Annotated in this window: 14 protein-coding genes; 6 read left to right on the top strand and 8 right to left on the bottom strand. The window is 64.5% G+C overall.

What is annotated here, in order from left to right; translation table 11 throughout:
- The first annotated feature begins 275 nt into the window (after nt 1-275).
- Nucleotides 276-1,370: a GlxA family transcriptional regulator gene (locus tag VC352_RS09715; RefSeq protein WP_322979370.1), complete on the top strand. Its 1,095-nt coding sequence runs from the start codon at nt 276-278 to the stop codon at nt 1,368-1,370.
- 150 nt (nt 1,371-1,520) lie between these two features.
- Here the strand turns inward: VC352_RS09715 and VC352_RS09710 are convergent, their stop codons facing one another.
- The 7 genes from VC352_RS09710 to VC352_RS09680 all read right to left on the bottom strand — a co-directional run bounded on the left by VC352_RS09710 (nt 1,521) and on the right by VC352_RS09680 (nt 9,873).
- Complete coding sequence (locus tag VC352_RS09710) at nt 1,521-1,772, bottom strand: hypothetical protein (protein ID WP_322979369.1); 252 nt, start codon at nt 1,770-1,772, stop codon at nt 1,521-1,523.
- A gap of 25 nt (nt 1,773-1,797) precedes the next feature.
- The gene (locus VC352_RS09705) at nt 1,798-2,571 is read right to left on the bottom strand and encodes an electron transfer flavoprotein subunit beta (RefSeq protein WP_072423760.1); all 774 of its coding nucleotides are present in this window, start codon (nt 2,569-2,571) and stop codon (nt 1,798-1,800) included.
- 62 nt (nt 2,572-2,633) lie between these two features.
- Entirely contained in the window at nt 2,634-3,863 is a 1,230-nt protein-coding gene (locus VC352_RS09700; RefSeq protein ID WP_322979368.1) for an electron transfer flavoprotein subunit alpha/FixB family protein, read from the bottom strand.
- Nucleotides 3,864-3,963: 100 nt separating this feature from the next.
- Nucleotides 3,964-5,925 carry a dimethylglycine demethylation protein DgcB gene (gene dgcB / locus VC352_RS09695; protein WP_322979367.1) on the bottom strand — a complete coding sequence of 654 codons (1,962 nt, stop codon included), beginning with the start codon at nt 5,923-5,925 and terminating at the stop codon, nt 3,964-3,966.
- A gap of 159 nt (nt 5,926-6,084) precedes the next feature.
- Complete coding sequence (gene dgcA / locus VC352_RS09690) at nt 6,085-8,142, bottom strand: dimethylglycine demethylation protein DgcA (RefSeq protein WP_322979366.1); 2,058 nt, start codon at nt 8,140-8,142, stop codon at nt 6,085-6,087.
- A 101-nt stretch (nt 8,143-8,243) separates the two neighbouring features.
- Complete coding sequence (locus VC352_RS09685) at nt 8,244-8,774, bottom strand: DUF5943 domain-containing protein (RefSeq protein WP_322979365.1); 531 nt, start codon at nt 8,772-8,774, stop codon at nt 8,244-8,246.
- A gap of 121 nt (nt 8,775-8,895) precedes the next feature.
- A complete protein-coding gene (locus VC352_RS09680) occupies nt 8,896-9,873 on the bottom strand; it encodes a dipeptidase (RefSeq protein ID WP_024306596.1) in 978 nt (325 codons plus the stop codon).
- 471 nt (nt 9,874-10,344) lie between these two features.
- Between VC352_RS09680 and VC352_RS09675 the strand changes: the two genes are divergently transcribed.
- Genes VC352_RS09675 through VC352_RS09660 form a run of 4 tightly spaced genes read left to right on the top strand, consistent with a single transcriptional unit; the run spans nt 10,345 to nt 15,471 of the window.
- Nucleotides 10,345-10,827 (top strand): formate dehydrogenase subunit gamma, encoded by a 483-nt coding sequence (locus tag VC352_RS09675; RefSeq protein ID WP_322979364.1) that lies wholly within the window; start codon nt 10,345-10,347, stop codon nt 10,825-10,827.
- Complete coding sequence (locus tag VC352_RS09670) at nt 10,821-12,380, top strand: formate dehydrogenase beta subunit (RefSeq protein WP_322979363.1); 1,560 nt, start codon at nt 10,821-10,823, stop codon at nt 12,378-12,380. Before VC352_RS09675 ends, VC352_RS09670 begins: the two co-directional genes overlap by 7 nt.
- Nucleotides 12,377-15,253, top strand: a complete 2,877-nt coding sequence (gene fdhF, locus VC352_RS09665; RefSeq protein WP_322979362.1) for a formate dehydrogenase subunit alpha — start codon at nt 12,377-12,379, stop codon at nt 15,251-15,253. Before VC352_RS09670 ends, fdhF begins: the two co-directional genes overlap by 4 nt.
- Nucleotides 15,250-15,471, top strand: coding sequence for a formate dehydrogenase subunit delta (locus VC352_RS09660; protein WP_322979361.1), 222 nt, complete (start codon nt 15,250-15,252; stop codon nt 15,469-15,471). Before fdhF ends, VC352_RS09660 begins: the two co-directional genes overlap by 4 nt.
- Before the next feature lie 34 nt (nt 15,472-15,505).
- Here VC352_RS09660 and VC352_RS09655 read toward each other — a convergent pair whose 3' ends face one another.
- Complete coding sequence (locus VC352_RS09655; RefSeq protein WP_322979360.1) at nt 15,506-16,456, bottom strand: GlxA family transcriptional regulator; 951 nt, start codon at nt 16,454-16,456, stop codon at nt 15,506-15,508.
- 265 nt (nt 16,457-16,721) lie between these two features.
- Between VC352_RS09655 and choX the strand changes: the two genes are divergently transcribed.
- Nucleotides 16,722-17,654 (top strand): choline ABC transporter substrate-binding protein, encoded by a 933-nt coding sequence (gene choX, locus VC352_RS09650; protein ID WP_322979359.1) that lies wholly within the window; start codon nt 16,722-16,724, stop codon nt 17,652-17,654.
- The last annotated feature ends 88 nt before the right edge of the window (nt 17,655-17,742 follow it).

The raw sequence follows: 17,742 nt of genomic DNA, 5'->3' as shown, positions 1-17,742 counted from the left end.
ACTGCCTCCAGCCGGCTACGACGCGCTATCTTTGACAGTGCTACCGAAATGCACAGACCCCCTTGAGACCGGGCCTCTGCGGGGGATCGAAGTTGTGTTACGGCAGCCTGGAAAGCCCGCATGGCGCGTGCGTCATTTTTTATTGAAGGGCCGATCAACTTAGGCATGGGCTTTGCCTGGGTTTAGTGACCAGCTGGTCTCGAATCAGCGCCATAACAAAACCACGATCCGCTCACCGTCGGGTCGATACCGTGCTTAGCGTGAGGGCTTCACCAATGTCGCAGTTCAGCCAAGGGGCGCAGCCCCAGAACCGTGTCCCACAGTCCGTCGGCTTCTTGCTGTTGGACAACTTCACGCTGATCTCGCTCGCATCGGCGGTAGAGCCCCTGCGTATGGCCAACCAGTTGTCCGGCAAGGAATTGTATCGCTGGCATACCATCACTCTGGACGGCCAGCCGGTGGTTGCCAGCGACGGCCTGCAGATCACCCCTGACGCCGGTATCCACAGTGCGCCGGTTCTGGATGCGGTGATCGTCTGTGGTGGCGTGGATATTCAGCACACCGTCAAGCGCGAGCATGTCAGCTGGCTGCAACTGCAAGCGCGCCAAGGCCGCCAGCTCGGTGCGGTATGCACTGGCAGTTGGGCGTTGGCCAAGGCTGGGCTACTCGATGGTTACGATTGCAGTGTGCATTGGGAATGTCTGGCGTCCATGCAGGAAGCTTTCCCGCGTGCCGCCATCACCACTCGCCTGTTCTCCATCGATCGCAATCGCCACACGTCGTCCGGCGGCACCGCGCCGATGGACATGATGCTGCACCTGATTGGCCAGCAGCATGGTCGCGAACTGGCAGCCGGCATCTCCGAGATGTTCATCTACGAGCGCATCCGCAACGAGCAGGATCACCAGCGCGTACCACTCAAGCACATGCTCGGCAGCAACCAGCCGAAACTGCAGGAAATCGTCGCGCTGATGGAGGCCAACCTGGAGGAGCCGATCGATCTCGACGAACTGGCCTGCTTCGTCGACATCTCGCGTCGCCAGCTCGAGCGCCTGTTCCAGAAGTACCTGCACTGCTCGCCATCGCGTTACTACCTGAAGCTGCGCCTGATTCGTGCACGCCAGTTGCTCAAGCAGACCAGCATGTCGATCATCGAAGTCGCCTCGGTCTGTGGCTTTGTCTCGACGCCGCACTTCTCCAAGTGCTACCGCGAGTACTTCGGTATTCCGCCGCGCGATGAACGTGCCGGCCAGCAGGGCAACAACCTGGTGGTGTTGCTGCCGATTCCGGAGCAGCAGGTCAATTCCAGTGCGGTGTTGGCACTCAATCGTGCCCAGGGCGAGTCGACCTTCGCCAGCGTACGAATCTGACTCGAACCGCAATGAAAACGGGGCGCCAGTGGCGCCCCGTTGTGTTTGTAGTCGGTGTAGGGTGGGCTTTAGCCCACCAAGCTCTGCCTTGCAGGCCTTTGGTAGGCCGAGGCGGATCGCTCCCGGCTCACCCGGCAAGTCTTAAGCGGATCAAGCCGGTTTCGGCACCAACGCCGGTAGCAGATGCTTGCTGATGGCTTCGCGTACGTTTGGTAGCAACGTGGCGCTGCCGCCAAGCAGCTCTTCCACCAGGCGGCGCAGGGCTACCGCGCGCTCGGCGCTGAGGCCGCTGACGGCCAGCTCGCAGGCCTGCTCGGGCGAGGAGCCCGATGGAATGCTCAGGCCCAGCGCTACCAGGCGCTCGCGGAAATCTTCCTGGTCGATCAGATCGGTATGCATCATGGTCTTAGCTCCTCGGCTTGAGGCGTCAACGCAGGACGCCTTCCTCAATCAGTAGCTTGAAGATAGCTTCCGCGCCGTCTTGTGGCGAGACATCCTTGAGCACTTGGCCGCCACCACCGCTGGCTTTGGCCGTCGCCGCCTTCATCCGTTCCGCACCGGTCTTGGCCTTGATCACCTTGAGGCGCTTGGGTCGTGGCTTGGCGGGCTGCAGGCTGGCCTCGGCCAGCAAGGTGTCATCCACCACGGTGACTTCATGGGCTTCGATCTGCCCGCGACGGGCCGGGCCGAAAGCGCTCTGGCGGGCGACCGGGGCGGCGTTGTCGACGCTGGCGACGCACGGCAGGCGCACCTTGAGACGACGGCGCTGACCGCGTGGCAAGGCTTGCAGCACCTGAGCCACACCGTTTTCCACCTTTTCCACCTCAGCCAGGCCGACGACCATCGGCCAGCCCAGGCGCTCGGCCAGCAGGAAGGGCAGCATGCCCGAACCTTCGCCGGTTTCCGCCTGGCTACCGGTCAGCACCAGCTGCGTACGGCTGCCTTGCAGGTAATCGACCAGCAGCGGCAGGGCGTCGGCGCCTTCCGGTTGTTCCAGTACGTCAAGCTGCTCCAGGCCCATGCCCAGATAACCTCGCAGGGCTTCGGCCTGTGGGTCGCCGGCGTGCAGCAGTTGCAGATTCTGACCGCCCAGGCGCAGGCCAAGCTCCACCGCGCGGGCGTCCTGCTCGGCGCGGCGTGGGCGGCCCGAGGTCGGGTGGGCGCCGACCGAGACCAGAGCGACGATATTCAGATCAGTCATGGTGTCCCCGTAGCCCGGATGCAATCCGGGAAAGCTGGTGGTGAACCCGGATGGCATTCGGGTTACGCCGCATCACGTTTTCCTTCCTGGCGCCAGGCAGCAACGCGTTCGATCAGTGCGGCAAGGATTGCCGCCGAGTCGCCAATCACCGAAAGGTCGGCGCGTTTGATCATGTCGCAGCCGGGATCCATGTTCACCGCCACCACCTTGTCGCAGGCGCCGATGCCCTGCAGGTGCTGGATGGCACCGGAAATACCGACGGCCAGGTAGACGCGGGCGGTGACCCAGGTACCGGTGGCGCCGACCTGGCGATTACGCGGCATGAAGCCATCGTCGACCGCGACGCGCGAGGCGCCTTCGGTGGCACCGAGGGCAACGGCGGCCTGGTGGAACAGCTCCCAGTTCTTCACGCCGTTGCCGCCGGAGAGGATGAACTCGGCTTCGGCCATGGGAATCTGCGCCGGATCCACGGCCACCGGGCCGAGATCCTCGATACGCGGCAGGCTGTGAGCGATCTTCTCGCCCAGATCCAGACTGCGCGCTTCATGGCGTGTGTCGCTGACCGGCTCGGCGCATTCGGCCGCGGCCAGTATCAGACGTGGCAGGGCGCGCTGGATATCCTGCTGGCCACTGCCGGCACGGCCAGTAGCTTGTTCGCCAGCGACTTGCCAGACGCGTGTCGCCGGGCGCTCACCGAGCTTGGCGGCCAGGCGGCGGCCCAGTTCGCCACCACCGGTGCGGCTGTCGGGCAGCAGCCAATGGCGGGGTGCCAATTGGCTCTCCACGGCACTCAGTGCGAGTACGCGAGCTTCCGGGGCGTAGCCGTCGAAGGCATCGCCGACGATACGCAGCAGACGGTCGACGCCGGCCGTGTCGAAAGCGCTTTCCTTGTCTTCACCGAAGATCACCGCGACTACGGCACCGCTATCGCCGGCCAGCTTGCGCGCCAGACCGAGCAGATCCTTGTCATGGCTGGACAGACGGCCACCGACCATGTCCGGCACCACGCAGATGTGGAACGCGGGTTGCTCGACGACGTGCAGCGGCAGTTGCACCTCGACACTGGCGCTGCTGCGTTTGCCGCTGGTGCCCTGCTGGGCGCCGCTGCGGTCGATACGTTTGAGCCCGGCCGGGCCGATGAAGCCTGCGGCGATGGCATGCGGGTTCTTGCGGATGATGCCGTTGGGCCCCATCCAGCTGGTTTCGGCCTTCTGCATCGACGCATGCAACGGGTGCAGGCGGTTGCGGGCGATCCACTCGGCGCGTGGGTCGCGGCGGATGATGTCGCTCATTGCACAGCCTCCAGGGTGAGCGTAGGGCGGGTGCAACCCGCCGTACAGGTGTTGGCGGGTTGCACCCGCCCTACGTCCTTTGCTGTATGCAGTCGCTTCATCACTGCACCTCTGCCATTTCGCGCTTGGCGGCGGGCCGCTTGGCCGGTACTTCAGTGGCTTCGATCAGCACTTCTGCAACCAGCTCGGCGATGTCCTTGATCTCCGGACGCGGTGCGACCACACCTTCGAGCATCGCGGTGCACTGCGGGCAACCGACGGCGACCAACTCGGCGCCCGTTTCCTTGATGTCGACCATGCGCATATCGGGGATACGTTGCTTGCCGGGGATGTCGGTGATCGGTGCGCCGCCACCGCCGCCGCAGCAGCGCGACCGGAAGCCCGAGCGTTCCATCTCCTTGACCTCGATACCGATGGCCTTGAGCACCGCGCGGGGCGCTTCGTACTCGCCGTTGTAGCGGCCGAGGTAGCACGGATCGTGGTAGGTGACGCTGGCGGCCTTGCTCTGGCCGAGATTCAGCGAGCCCTTGCGCACCAGCTCTTCGATGAAGGTGCTGTGGTGCAGAACCTGGTAGTTGCCGCCGAGTGCGCCGTATTCGTTCTTCAGCACGTGGAAGCTGTGCGGATCGCAGCTGACGATGCGCTTGAAGCGGTACTTGGCCAGTGTGGCGATGTTGCGTTTGGCCAGGTTCTGGAAGGTCGCCTCGTCACCCAGGCGGCGCGCCACGTCGCCGCTGTCGCGTTCTTCCAGGCCAAGTACGGCGAAGTCGACGTCGGCAGCCTTGAGGATCTTCACGAAGGCGCGCAGGGTGCGCTGGTTGCGCATGTCGAAGGCGCCATCACCGACCCAGAACAGCACGTCGGTCTCTTTCTTGTCCGCCAGCAACGGCAGGTTCAGGTCGGCGGCCCAGTTCAGGCGACCGCCCGGGTTGAAGCCGCCCGGGTTGTCGGTGGCGATCAGGTTGTCCAGCACCTCGGCGCCTTTGTTCGGCGTGGCGCCCTTTTCCAGGGTGAGATGACGGCGCATGTCGACGATGGCATCGACGTGCTCGATCATCATCGGGCATTCCTCGACGCAGGCACGGCAGGTGGTGCACGACCAGAGGGTCTCGGCATCCACCAGGGCCTTGCCTTGCAGCGACACGATCGGCTGATGCGGGCCTCCGCTGTGTTCGCCCAGTGGCTTGCCGGGGTAGGGCGATCCGGCGAAGTTGGCGTCATTGCCACCGGCCAGGCCGATGACCATGTCCTGGATCAGTTTCTTCGGGTTCAGCGGCTGGCCGGCGGCGAAGGCCGGGCACATGGCCTCGCACTTGCCGCACTGTACGCAGGCGTCGAAGCCGAGCAACTGGTTCCAGGTGAAGTCGGTGGGCTTTTCCACACCCAGCGGCGCTTTCGGGTTGTCCAGATCGAGGGCTTTCAGGCCGGTCGAGCGACCGCCGCCGAAACGCTCGGCGCGGCGGTGCCAGGCCAGGTGCAGGGCACCGGCGAAGGCGTGCTTCATCGGGCCGCCCCAGGTCATGCCGAAGAACAGCTCGGACACGCCCCAGGCCACGCCAACGGCGAGGATGATGGCCAGCACCCAGCCACCGAAGTTCTCCGGCAGGATGCCGGCAACCGGCAAGGTGGCGATGAAGAAGCTGGCGGCGAACATCAGCAAGCTTTTCGGCAGGCGCATCCACGGGCCTTTCGACAGGCGCGAAGGCGGATCCAGGCGCCGCTTGGCGACGAACAGAGCGCCGACGAACATCAGCACCGTGGCGGCCAGCAGGGCGAAGCCGAGGATACGGTTATGCAGGCCGAAACCGTGCACGACGATGGCCAGCACTGCCGCCAACACGAAACCACCTGCGGTGGCCACGTGAGTCTTGGACATGTACTTGTCGCGCTCGACCACGTGGTGCAGATCCACCAGGTAGCGACTCGGCATCTTCAGCAGGCCGCCGATCCAGTCGACCTTGGCAGGACGACCGCGACGCCACATCAGGAAGCGCTTCAAGGCGCCCAGCACGGCGAGTGCCAGGGCAGCGAAGAGCAGAATGGGAAGAATGGTTTGCAGCATGAGCGTTGGTCTCCGTTGATCGCTGCCGCGCGCTGCGTAGCAACGATTCGCCGGACGCTAGGCGTCCGGCGCGTGTGACGCAGAGCGTCACGAGTCGGGGGTTCCCACGCGGGCGGTTGTACGCCGCGACGTGGGAGCCATCAGTCGACCGTTGTCAGATCAGAAGTCCTTGCACAACCGCAGGGCGTCGTAGATCGCCGCATGGGTGTTGCGCTGAGCCACGCAGTCGCCGATGCGGAACAGCAGGTAACCCCCTGTCTCGCTCAGGCAAGGTTGCGGCTTGATCGCAAACAGTGCGTCGACATCGATCTGGCCCTTGTTGCGCGAACCGTCCTTGAGCGCGTAGTAGAGGCCTTCGTCCGGACGGACGCCGTTCTCCACCACCACCTGATCGACCACTCGCTCTTCCTTCTGGCCGGTGTACTCGTTCTCGAGCACAGCAACCAGCTTGTCGCCTTCGCGGTAGACCTTCTCCAGCATCATGTCCCCGGTCATGATCACTTCTTTCGGGTACAGGCTGCGGTAGTAGGTGGGGAAGGTGGTGCCGCCCATGGCCACGCCCGGCTTGATGTCGTCGGTGACGATCTCGACCTGCGCGCCCTTGTCGGCGAGGAAGTCGGCGACCGACATGCCGGTGAATTCGCAGATGGTGTCGTACACCAGCACGTTCTTGCCCGGTGCGACCTTGCCGGCCAGTACGTCCCAGCTGCTCACCACCAGACCTTCGGCGGCGCCCCAGTGCTCGTTCTGCTCGAGGAAGGAGTGACCACCGTTGGCCAGCACCACGACGTCGGGCTTGAGGTCGAGGATGGTGGCTTCGTCGGCCGGAGTGCTCAGGCGCAGGTCGATGCCCAGGCGTGCCAGCTCCAGCTGATACCAGCGGGTGATGCCGGCGATCTGGTCACGCTGCGGGGCCTTGGCTGCCAGGGTGATCTGGCCACCCAGTTGATCCTGCTTCTCGAAGAGGGTCACGTCGTGGCCACGCTCGGCGGCGACGCGTGCCGCTTCCATACCTGCCGGGCCTCCACCGACGATCACCACCTTGCGCTTCGGCCCGGTGGATTTCTCGATGATGTGCGGCACGCCCATGTATTCACGGGACGTCGCGGCGTTCTGGATGCACAGCACGTCCAGACCCTGGTACTGACGGTCGATGCAGTAGTTGGCGCCGACGCACTGCTTGATCTGGTCGATCTGGCCCATCTTGATCTTGGCGATCAGGTGCGGGTCGGCGATGTGCGCGCGGGTCATGCCGACCATGTCCACGTAGCCGCCTTCGAGGATGCGCGTAGCCTGGTTCGGATCCTTGATGTTCTGCGCGTGCAGCACCGGTACCTTGACCACTTCCTTGATGCCGGCCGCCAGGTGCAGGAAGGGCTCCGGCGGGTAGCTCATGTTCGGAATGACGTTGGCCAGGGTGTTGTGGGTGTCGCAGCCCGAGCCGACCACACCGATGAAGTCGATCATGCCGGTGGCGTCGTAGTAGGCGGCGATCTGCTTCATGTCCTCATGGGACAGGCCGTCCGGGTGGAATTCGTCGCCGCAGATACGCATGCCTACGCAGAAGTCGTCACCGACTTCCTTGCGCACGGCCTTGAGCACTTCCAGGCCGAACTTCATGCGGCCCTCGAAGGTGCCGCCCCATTCGTCGGTACGCTTGTTGACGCGCGGCGACCAGAACTGGTCGATCATGTGCTGGTGCACGGCGGACAGCTCGACGCCGTCGAGGCCACCTTCCTTGGCACGACGCGCTGCTTGCGCGTAGTTGCCGATCACACGCCAGATTTCCTCGACCTCGATGGTCTTGCAGGTGGCGCGGTGCACGGGTTCACGGATGCCGGACGGCGACATCAGGGTCGGCCAGTGGAAGCCGTCCCAGCGCGAGCGACGGCCCATGTGGGTAATCTGGATCATGATCTTGGCGCCGTGCTTGTGCATGGCGTCGGCAAGATTCTGGAAGTGCGGAATGATGCGGTCGGTGGACAAGTTCACCGAGCTCCACCATTGCTGCGGGCTGTCGATGGCCACTACCGAGGAGCCGCCACAGATGGCCAGGCCGATGCCGCCCTTGGCCTTTTCCTCGTAGTACTTCACATAGCGCTCGGTGGTCATGCCGCCATCGGTGGCGTAGACCTCGGCGTGCGCCGTGGAGAGCACGCGGTTGCGGATGGTCAGCTTGCCGATCTGAATCGGCTGGAACATTGCTTCGAAGGCCATTACGGCATCCTCACGGTAGGCGCTCTAGCGAGTGGGAGGTGTTGCCGGCGCGACCGAGAGGGTTCGTGCGCCGGCCCTTCCACCGTTTTCTTATGGTTGATTCAGAGTGGGCGGGTGACGAACAGGCCGTCGTCATGGCCTTCTTCGGAACCGCTGTATTCCTGCACGGTCACGGTGCGGATCGGGCTGCCCTTGGCGGCCAGGATCTGGTCGATGGCGCCGGAGAACCAGCCGGTGAACATGTAGTCGACCTTGCGGTTCACCTTGCCGTACACGTAGACGAAGGCCGAATGCTTGAGCTTGACCTCGGCATAGCCGGTTTCCAGATCCAGCTTCTGCGTTTCGAACAGGCCCCAGCCGCGCTGCGACAGGCGCTTCATGTAGTGCTCGAATACCGCTGCGCCTTCGATGCCGTGGCACTCGGCTTCCTTCTCGCACCAGTGCCAGGCGGACTTGTAGCCGGCCTTGTAGAGGATCTCGGCGTACTTCTCGGCGCCAAGCACTTCCTCGATGCCCATGTGGTTGTTGACGAAGAAGTGACGCGGCACGTACAGCATCGGCAGGGCGTCGGTGGTCCAGACGCCGGTTTCGTCGTCGACCAGGATGGGCATTTCGGGGGCATGGGTGGACATGTTGGGTAACTCCTGAGTTTGTGTCGTAGGAGCGGCTTCAGTCGCGAAGCCTTCAGGTGTGCCGCCCCTTGGGGCGGCTCGCGGCTGAAGCCGCTCCTAGATGAATTGGATTGGAAAGGGCTTACTCGCCCCAGACGTCGGCCAGAACCCGTACCCAGTTCTCGCCCATGATCTTGCGTACCACGCGCTCGGAATGGCCGCGCTTGAGCAGGGTTTCGGTGAGGTTGGGGAACTCGCCTACGGTACGGATGCCCAGCGGGTTGATGATCTTGCCGAAGTTGGTCAGGCGACGGGCGTAGCCCTTGTCGTGGGTCAGGTACTCGAAGAATTCCTTGCCGTGACCCTGGGTGAAGTCGGTACCGATACCGATGGCGTCCTCACCGACGATGTTCATCACGTACTCGATGGCTTCGGCGTAATCGTCGATGGTCGAGTCGATGCCCTTGGCCAGGAACGGCGCGAACATGGTCACGCCGACAAAACCGCCGTGATCGGCGATGAACTTCAGTTCCTCGTCGGACTTGTTGCGCGGGTGCTCTTTCAGACCGGAAGGCAGGCAGTGCGAGTAGGTCACCGGCTTCTTCGATTCGAGGATGACTTCCTCGGAGGTCTTGGAGCCGACGTGCGACAGGTCGCACATGATGCCGACACGGTTCATCTCGGCGACGATCTCGCGACCGAAGCCGGACAGGCCGCCGTCACGCTCGTAGCAGCCGGTGCCGATCAGGTTCTGGGTGTTGTAGCACATCTGCACGATGCCCACGCCGAGCTGCTTGAACACTTCGACGTAGCCAATCTGGTCTTCGAACGCATGGGCGTTCTGGAAGCCGTAGATGATGCCGGTCTTGCCCTGTTCCTTGGCCTTGCGGATGTCGGCGGTGGTGCGCACCGGCATCACCAGGTCGCTGTTCTCGCGGATCAGCTTGCTGCTGGCAGCGATGCTGTTGACGGTGGCCTGGAAACCTTCCCATACGGACACGGTGCAGTTGGCAGCGGTCAGGCCACCCTTGCGCATGTCTTCGAACAGTTCACGGTTCCACTTGGCGATGATCAGACCGTCGATGACGATGCTGTCGGCGTGCAATTCGGCTGGGCTCATCAGGCTTGTCCCCTATGCGGATGCACCACGTCGATTGGTGGCGCTTTGGGGGAGAGCTTATCCCTGGGGGGCAGGGCGACCCGATGCAAAAACGACTGGGGGTTTGCCGAAAGCGTCAAGCCGGTCGCGTATAGACATGTGGGCTTCGGTGCGCCGCTTTTCTCGTGGTAAGCGCCAGAGGCCAGTTGCTAAGGCGTCGCGTTTCGGCAAATTCACCTGTGAGCGCCTATAAAGGATGGGGCGGGCGTGTTCTTCGGCGGCGTCGGTTTCAGTATGCACGGCGTCGCTGGAGTGCAATTTCTCCGGTGTGGGGATGGCAAGCTCCGCTAATGACCGGGCGCGTGCGCGCAGATGCGCCGCCCAGGCCATTTTCGATGGCGATTCGCCCAGCAACCGTGACGGGCAGAATCGCCACAGCTGCAACCTCCAGGCCCAGAAAACTACAACGGCCTGTGACAGAGGAACGCTGTAATGCCTGATGAGACGCTTCACCTGCCTTTGATTCGAGGCGTGCTGGACGAGCACAAGGACACCGCCGGTGCCCTGCTGCCGATTCTGCATGCCATCCAGGAGGGCATCGGCTACGTACCCGATGTCGCCATCGCCGAAATCGCTCATGCACTGAACCTGACCCAGGCCGAAGTGCGCGGGGTGATCAGCTTCTACCATGACTTCCGCACCAGCGAACCGGCCAAGCACATCCTGCGCCTGTGCCTGGCCGAGTCGTGCCAGAGCCGAGGTGCCAAGCAACTGGCCGCCCAGGTACGCGAGCACCTCGGGCTGGATGACCACGGCACCAGCGAGGACGGCCAGATCAGCCTGCGCCCGGTCTATTGCCTGGGCGCCTGTGCCTGTTCGCCGGCCCTGGAACTCGATGGCCAGCTACACGCCCGGGTCACCCCCGAGCGCCTGCAGCAACTGGTCGAGGGTTGCCTGGAGAAAACGCCATGCTGAAGCTCTACGTACCCTGCGACTCCATCGCTCGCGCCGTGGGCGCCGACCAACTGGCCGAGGCCCTGCGCAGCGAAGCCGAGCGCCGTCAGTTGCCGGTCGAGATTCAACGCACCAGCTCGCGCGGCATGTACTGGCTGGAGCCCCTGCTGGAAGTCGACAGCACCGAGGGCCGCCTCGGCTTTGGCCCGCTGAGCGCCGACCAGGCCGGTAGCCTGCTCGATGCGCTGACCAATGGTGGCAATCAGCATCCGAGCGCCGTCGGTCTGGTGGAGGCACTGCCGTTCATCAAGAGCCAGCAGCGCCTGATCTTCGCCCGTGCCGGCATCACCCGTCCCACTGCGCTGGACGATTACCGCACCACGGGCGGCTTCGAGGGTCTGACCCGCGCCATCGGCATGGACGGCGATGCCATCGTCGCCGAAGTGCTGGAATCCGGCCTGCGTGGCCGTGGCGGCGCCGCCTTCCCGGCCGGCATCAAGTGGCGCACCGTGCGCGGCGCGCAAGCCGCGCAGAAGTACGTGGTGTGTAACGCCGACGAAGGTGACTCCGGCACCTTCGCTGACCGCATGCTGATGGAAGGCGACCCCTTCGTCCTGATCGAGGGCATGGCGATTGCCGGCCTGGCGGTCGAAGCGACCATGGGTTACGTCTATATCCGTTCCGAATACCCGCAGGCTGTGCAGGCGTTGCGTGAGGCCATCGAGGTCGCCCGTGCGGCCGGCCTGCTCGGCGCCAATGTGGCCGGCAGTGGCCGTGCCTTCGACATGGAAGTGCGGGTCGGCGCCGGTGCCTATATCTGCGGTGAGGAGACCTCGCTGCTGGAATCGCTGGAAGGCAAGCGTGGCACCGTGCGCGCCAAGCCGCCGCTGCCGGCCCTGCAAGGCCTGTTCGGCCAGCCGACCCTGGTGCACAACGTGCTCACCCTGGCCTCGGTGCCGGTGATCCTGGCGCGTGGCGCAGTGTTCTACCGCGACTTCGGCATGGGCCGCTCGCTGGGCACCATGCCCTTCCAGTTGGCCGGCAATATCCGCCAGGGCGGCCTGGTCGAACGTGCCTTCGGCCTGACCCTGCGCGAGCTGGTGGAAGGCTATGGCGGTGGCACCGCCAGTGGTCGTCCGATCAAGGCGGCACAGGTCGGTGGCCCGCTGGGCGCCTGGGTGCCGCCTTCGCAGTTCGACACTCCGCTGGACTACGAAGCCTTCGCTGCCATGGGCGCGATGCTCGGTCACGGCGGCGTAGTGCTGGCCGATGACAGCCTGGACATGGCGCAGATGGCGCGTTTCGCCCTGGAGTTCTGCGCCGAGGAATCCTGCGGCAAGTGCACCCCCTGCCGCATCGGCTCGACCCGTGGCGTCGAGGTGGTCGACCGCCTGCTGGCGGCGCCCGATGACGCGGCACGCGACGAGCAGGTGATCATCCTCAAGGATCTCTGCGACACCCTGACGCACGGTTCGCTGTGCGCGCTCGGCGGCATGACCGCCTTCCCTGTCAGCAGTGCGCTCAAGCACTTCCCTGGCGACTTCGGGCTCAAGACCTCGGAGGCAGAACAATGATCAGCTATTTCGACCCCGCCACAGATACCGACTTCGGCACCCCCGCTCGCGAGAGCGAGGTGCAGGTCAGCCTGAGCATCGACGGGCGCAGCATCAGCGTGCCGGCCGGCACCTCGGTGATGCGCGCTGCCGCAATGCTCGGCACCACCATCCCCAAACTCTGCGCCACCGACAGCCTGGAAGCCTTCGGCTCCTGCCGCATGTGCCTGGTGGAGATCGACGGCATGCGCGGCTACCCGGCTTCCTGCACCACGCCGGTCAGCGAAGGCATGGTGGTCCGCACCCAGACCTCCAAGCTGGCCACCCTGCGCCGCAACGTGATGGAGCTGTACATCTCCGACCACCCGCTGGACTGCCTGACCTGCTCGGCGAACGGCAACTGCGAGCTGCAGACCGTCGCCGGCCAGGTTGGCCTGCGTGAGGTGCGTTACGGCTATGACGGCGCCAACCACCTGAGCGAAGCCAAGGACGTCTCCAACCCCTACTTCGACTACGACCCGAGCAAGTGCATCGTCTGCAACCGCTGCGTGCGTGCCTGCGAGGAAACTCAGGGCACCTTCGCTCTGACCATCGAGGGGCGTGGCTTCGAGTCGCGCGTGGCGGCTGCCGGCGGCGACGATTTCCTCAGCTCCGAGTGTGTGTCCTGCGGCGCCTGCGTGCAGGCCTGCCCGACCGCCACGCTGATGGAAAAGAGCGTGGTCGAGAAAGGCCAGCCCGAGCGCAGCGTGATCACCACCTGCGCCTACTGCGGTGTCGGCTGCTCGTTCCGCGCCGAGATGAAGGGCAACGAACTGGTGCGCATGGTGCCGGACAAGAACGGCCAGGCCAACCACGGCCACTCCTGCGTCAAGGGCCGCTTCGCCTGGGGTTACGCTACCCACCCGGATCGCATCACCAAGCCGATGATCCGCAAGAGCATCAACGACCCCTGGCAGGAAGTCAGCTGGGACGAGGCGGTGACCTACGCCGCCAGCGAGTTCCGCCGCATCCAGCTCAAGTACGGGCGCGATTCCATCGGCGGTATCACCTCCAGCCGTTGCACCAACGAAGAGGTGTATCTGGTGCAGAAGCTGGTACGCGCCGGCTTCGGTAACAACAACGTCGACACCTGTGCCCGCGTCTGCCACTCGCCGACCGGCTATGGCCTCAAGCAGACCCTGGGTGAGTCCGCCGGCACCCAGAGCTTCGACTCGGTGATGCTGGCCGACGTGATTCTGGTGATGGGCGCCAACCCCACCGACGCGCACCCGGTGTTCGGCTCGCAGCTCAAGCGCCGCCTGCGCCAGGGCGCACGGCTGATCGTCATCGACCCACGCCGCATCGACCTGGTGGACTCGCCGCATGCCCGCGCCGACTACCACCTGGCACTGCGTCCGGGCACCAACGTGGCCATGCTCAATGCCCTGGCCCACGTCATCGTCACCGAGGGCCTGGTCAACCAGTCGTTCGTCGATGCGCGCTGCGAGCCGGCCGATTTCGCCCGCTGGAGCGCCTTCGTCAGCCAGGCGGAGAACTCGCCGGAAGTGCTCGGCCCGATCTGTGGGGTCGACCCGCAACTGATCCGCGAAGCCGCGCGCCTCTACGCCACCGGCGGCAACGCGGCCATCTACTACGGCCTGGGCGTCACCGAACACAGCCAGGGCAGCACCACCGTCATGGGCATCGCCAACCTGGCCATGGCCACCGGCAACATCGGCCGTGAAGGCGTGGGCGTCAACCCGCTGCGCGGGCAGAACAACGTGCAGGGTTCCTGCGACATGGGCTCCTTCCCGCACGAGTTGCCGGGCTACCGTCACGTCTCCAACAACGAAGTCCGTGCCCAGTTCGAGCAGGCCTGGGGCGTGACCCTGCAGCCTGATCCGGGTCTGCGCATCCCCAACATGTTCGAGGCGGCGCTCGGCGGCACCTTCAAGGCGCTGTACTGCCAGGGCGAGGACATCGCCCAGAGCGACCCCAACACCCAGCACGTCACCGCCGCCCTGTCGGCCATGGAATGCGTGGTGGTGCAGGACATCTTCCTCAACGAAACCGCCAAGTTCGCCCACGTGTTCCTGCCGGGCAGCTCGTTCCTCGAGAAGGACGGCACCTTCACCAACGCCGAGCGCCGTATCTCGCGCGTGCGCAAGGTGATGGAGCCGCTGGCCGGCAAGTCCGACTGGGAAGCCACCATCGCCCTGGCCAATGCCCTGGGCTACAAGATGGACTACCGGCATCCGTCGCAGATCATGGACGAGATCGCCAGCCTGACGCCTACCTTCACCCGCGTCAGCTACGCCGAGCTGGACCGCCACGGCAGCCTGCAATGGCCGTGCAACGACGAGGCCCCGGACGGCACGCCGACCATGCACATCGAAGAGTTCGTGCGCGGTAAGGGGCGCTTCATGCTCACCGGCTACGTGCCGACCGAGGAGAAGGTCAACAGCCGCTTCCCGCTGCTGCTCACCACCGGCCGTATCCTCAGCCAGTACAACGTCGGCGCGCAGACGCGGCGCACCGAGAACGTCGCCTGGCACGAGGAGGACCGCCTGGAGATCCACCCGACCGACGCCGAAAGCCGTGGTATTGCCGACGGCGACTGGGTTGGTGTGGGCAGCCGCTCCGGACAGACTGTGCTGCGCGCACGGGTTAGTGAGCGCGTGGCACCGGGTGTGGTGTACACCACCTTCCACTTCCCCGAGTCGGGCGCCAACGTGATCACCACCGACAACTCCGACTGGGCGACCAACTGCCCCGAGTACAAGGTCACGGCGGTGGAAGTCACGCGTGTGTACCAGCCGTCGGAATGGCAGAAACGCTACCAGGCCTTCAGCGACGAGCAGCAGCGTCTGCTCAGCGAGCGCCGTAAACAGGAGAAAGCCGAGGTGCGTCGATGAGTGCGGAAAACCTGGTCAAGATGGCCAATCAGATCGCCCAGTTCTTCGCTACCGAGCCTGATCCGGTGCTGGCGGTCAAAGGCGTTCAGCAGCACATTCAGAGCTTCTGGACGCCAGCGATGCGCATCGAACTGATGGCCTGGCAACTGGAGCGTCGGGGGGAGAATCTGCACCCCCTGGTGCAGTCTGCACTAACCGAAATGGGCCGTTCGGCCTGATGCCAGTGCGTGCCCGGTTCCGGGCACGCCTCTTTCAGCCGTGGGGCAGGCGTTCGTGCCTGTCCTCGCTCGGCGTCACGCCGAAATGCGCCTTGTAGCTGCGCGAGAAATAACTCGGCGACTCGAAGCCGCAGGCCAGGCTCACCTCCAGCACACTCAGATCGCTCTGGCGCAGCAATTGGCGCGCCTTGTCCAGGCGTAGGCCGAGATAGAAGGCTGACGGCGTGCTCTCCAGATGATGACGAAACAGCCGCTCCAGCTGACGCACGCTGATGCCCACCTTGTTGGCCAGCGCCTCGCTGGATAATGGTTGCTCGCATTGACGCTCCATTTCGCCGATCACCCGTACCAGCTTCTTGTTGTGCAGGTCGTAGCGGCTGGCTACCTGCATGCGCTGGTGATCCAGGCGGGTGCGGATGCGGCCGACCACGAACTGCTCGGACACCTGCACCGCCAGCGGCTCGCCGTGCGCCTGGCCGATCAGCCCCAGCATCAGATCCAGGCTGCTGGTGCCGCCGGCGCTGGTGATGCGCTTGCCGTCGATCTCGAACAGCTCCTGGGTGACCAGCAGCGCCGGGTAGCGCTCGCGAAAGGCATCAATGGCCTCCCAATGCAGGGTCAGACGTTGGTGCTGGAACAGCCCGGCCTCGGCCAGCACGAAGCTGCCGGTATCGATGCCGCCGAGCACCGCCAGTTCGGCGTCGCGGCGTTGCAGCCAGTGCGCCAGGTGGTGGTCGTAATGGGCCAGCGGCTCGAAGCCGGCCACCACGAACAATGCGTGGGTGTCATCCGGCAGTGCCAGGCCGCCGTCGACGTTGAGCGACATGCCATTGCTGGCCTGCACGGCATTGCCGTCCTGGCTGAGCAGGCGCCAACGGTACAACTCGCCGCGAAAACGGTTGGCTACACGCAGCGGCTCGATGGCCGACATCAGGCCCATCATCGAGAAGCCGGGCAGCAGCAGGAAACAGAAGGTCTGGGGCATACCTGTATGAACCGTTGCAGGGGGGGGGCGGGATTCCCGGATTGCATCCGGGCTACGCAGGCCGAGAGATTAATTGGCCGGCATGGCTTTCATGCAAGCAGAAAGTCGGCATAGGTCAACAAACAGTCGTTCAAGTGCGAATTCTGCTTAATGGTCGAGCGTAAGGTGTTTTCATCGGGAAGCAAAAATCCCGAGCACGGTGGGGGCTGTTTGAGCCTCTAGAAAAACGAAATAAAACCGCTGTGACACGATGAGGAGCACCCAGATGAAAGGTCTTACCGCGCTGGCCGCGTGCTGCACCCTGAGCCTGTTCAGTACCTCCCTGCTGGCCGACGACGCCAGTTGCAAGAGCGTCCGCATCGGCGCCGTCGGCTGGACCGACGTAGTCGCCACCACCGCTGTCGCCAGCGAACTGCTGCATGGCCTGGGCTATGAAACCAAGCAGACTCAGGCGTCGCAGCAGATCATCTTCGCCGGTATCCAGAAGGGCCAGGTCGATGCCTTCCTCGGCTACTGGAAGCCGATCATGGACGACAACATCAAACCCTTTCTCGACGCCGGTGCTGTGAAAGTTGCCGCCGAACCGTCGCTGAGCGATGCCGTGGCAGTGCTGGCGGTGCCCAGCTACACCGCCGACAAGGGGCTCAAGACCCTGGCTGATATCGCTCAATTCAAGGACGAGCTGGACGGCAAGATCTATGGCATCGAGGCCGGCTCCGGCGCCAACACGGCAATCCAGAAGATGATCGACAGCAACCAGTTCGGCCTGGGCGGCTTCAAGCTGGTCGAGTCGAGCGAGGCCGGCATGCTCGCGGCCGTGGGGCGTGCGGTGAAGAATCAGAAACCGGTGGTGTTCTTTGGCTGGAAGCCGCATCCGATGAACCTGTCCATGCCCATCACCTACCTGACCGGCACCGAAGACGTCTTTGGCCCCAATGATGGCGCCGCTACGGTGTCCACCGTCACCTCGCCGGATTACGCCGAGCGCTGCCCCAACGCCAACCGTCTACTGACCAGCCTGCGCTTCACCAGCGAGCAGGAGGCCGCACTGATGCAGCCGATCATGGAGCGCAAGGCGCCGGAGCAGGTCGCGCGTGAGTGGATCAAGGCCAACCCGCAGGTGGTCGACGCCTGGCTGCAAGGTGTGACCACCCTCGACGGCAAGCCGGCCAACGCTGCGCTGGTCGCCGGTAACTGATACCCGGGCGCCGGGGTGATCCGGCGCCACCTTTCTCCCATTCAAAATCTGCGGCCATGCCGTCGGATCCCGTTCGCCCCTGGAAAGG

The sequence above is a fragment of the Pseudomonas sp. C11 genome (assembly GCF_034683865.1).
Taxonomy (GTDB): domain Bacteria; phylum Pseudomonadota; class Gammaproteobacteria; order Pseudomonadales; family Pseudomonadaceae; genus Aquipseudomonas.
Note: the sequence above shows the minus strand (reverse complement) of the source record. Positions and strands in the feature narration are given on the sequence as shown.

Coding starts and splice junctions, on each gene's coding strand:
- VC352_RS09660 (WP_322979361.1), top strand. CDS start 15,250: ATGAGTGCGGAAAACCTGGTCAAGATGGCCAATCAGATCGCCCAGTTC.
- VC352_RS09685 (WP_322979365.1), bottom strand. CDS start 8,774: ATGTCCACCCATGCCCCCGAAATGCCCATCCTGGTCGACGACGAAACC.
- VC352_RS09680 (WP_024306596.1), bottom strand. CDS start 9,873: ATGAGCCCAGCCGAATTGCACGCCGACAGCATCGTCATCGACGGTCTG.
- VC352_RS09710 (WP_322979369.1), bottom strand. CDS start 1,772: ATGATGCATACCGATCTGATCGACCAGGAAGATTTCCGCGAGCGCCTG.
- choX (WP_322979359.1), top strand. CDS start 16,722: ATGAAAGGTCTTACCGCGCTGGCCGCGTGCTGCACCCTGAGCCTGTTC.
- VC352_RS09655 (WP_322979360.1), bottom strand. CDS start 16,456: ATGCCCCAGACCTTCTGTTTCCTGCTGCTGCCCGGCTTCTCGATGATG.
- VC352_RS09715 (WP_322979370.1), top strand. CDS start 276: ATGTCGCAGTTCAGCCAAGGGGCGCAGCCCCAGAACCGTGTCCCACAG.
- VC352_RS09675 (WP_322979364.1), top strand. CDS start 10,345: ATGCCTGATGAGACGCTTCACCTGCCTTTGATTCGAGGCGTGCTGGAC.
- dgcB (WP_322979367.1), bottom strand. CDS start 5,925: ATGCTGCAAACCATTCTTCCCATTCTGCTCTTCGCTGCCCTGGCACTC.
- fdhF (WP_322979362.1), top strand. CDS start 12,377: ATGATCAGCTATTTCGACCCCGCCACAGATACCGACTTCGGCACCCCC.
- VC352_RS09670 (WP_322979363.1), top strand. CDS start 10,821: ATGCTGAAGCTCTACGTACCCTGCGACTCCATCGCTCGCGCCGTGGGC.
- VC352_RS09705 (WP_072423760.1), bottom strand. CDS start 2,571: ATGACTGATCTGAATATCGTCGCTCTGGTCTCGGTCGGCGCCCACCCG.
- dgcA (WP_322979366.1), bottom strand. CDS start 8,142: ATGGCCTTCGAAGCAATGTTCCAGCCGATTCAGATCGGCAAGCTGACC.
- VC352_RS09700 (WP_322979368.1), bottom strand. CDS start 3,863: ATGAGCGACATCATCCGCCGCGACCCACGCGCCGAGTGGATCGCCCGC.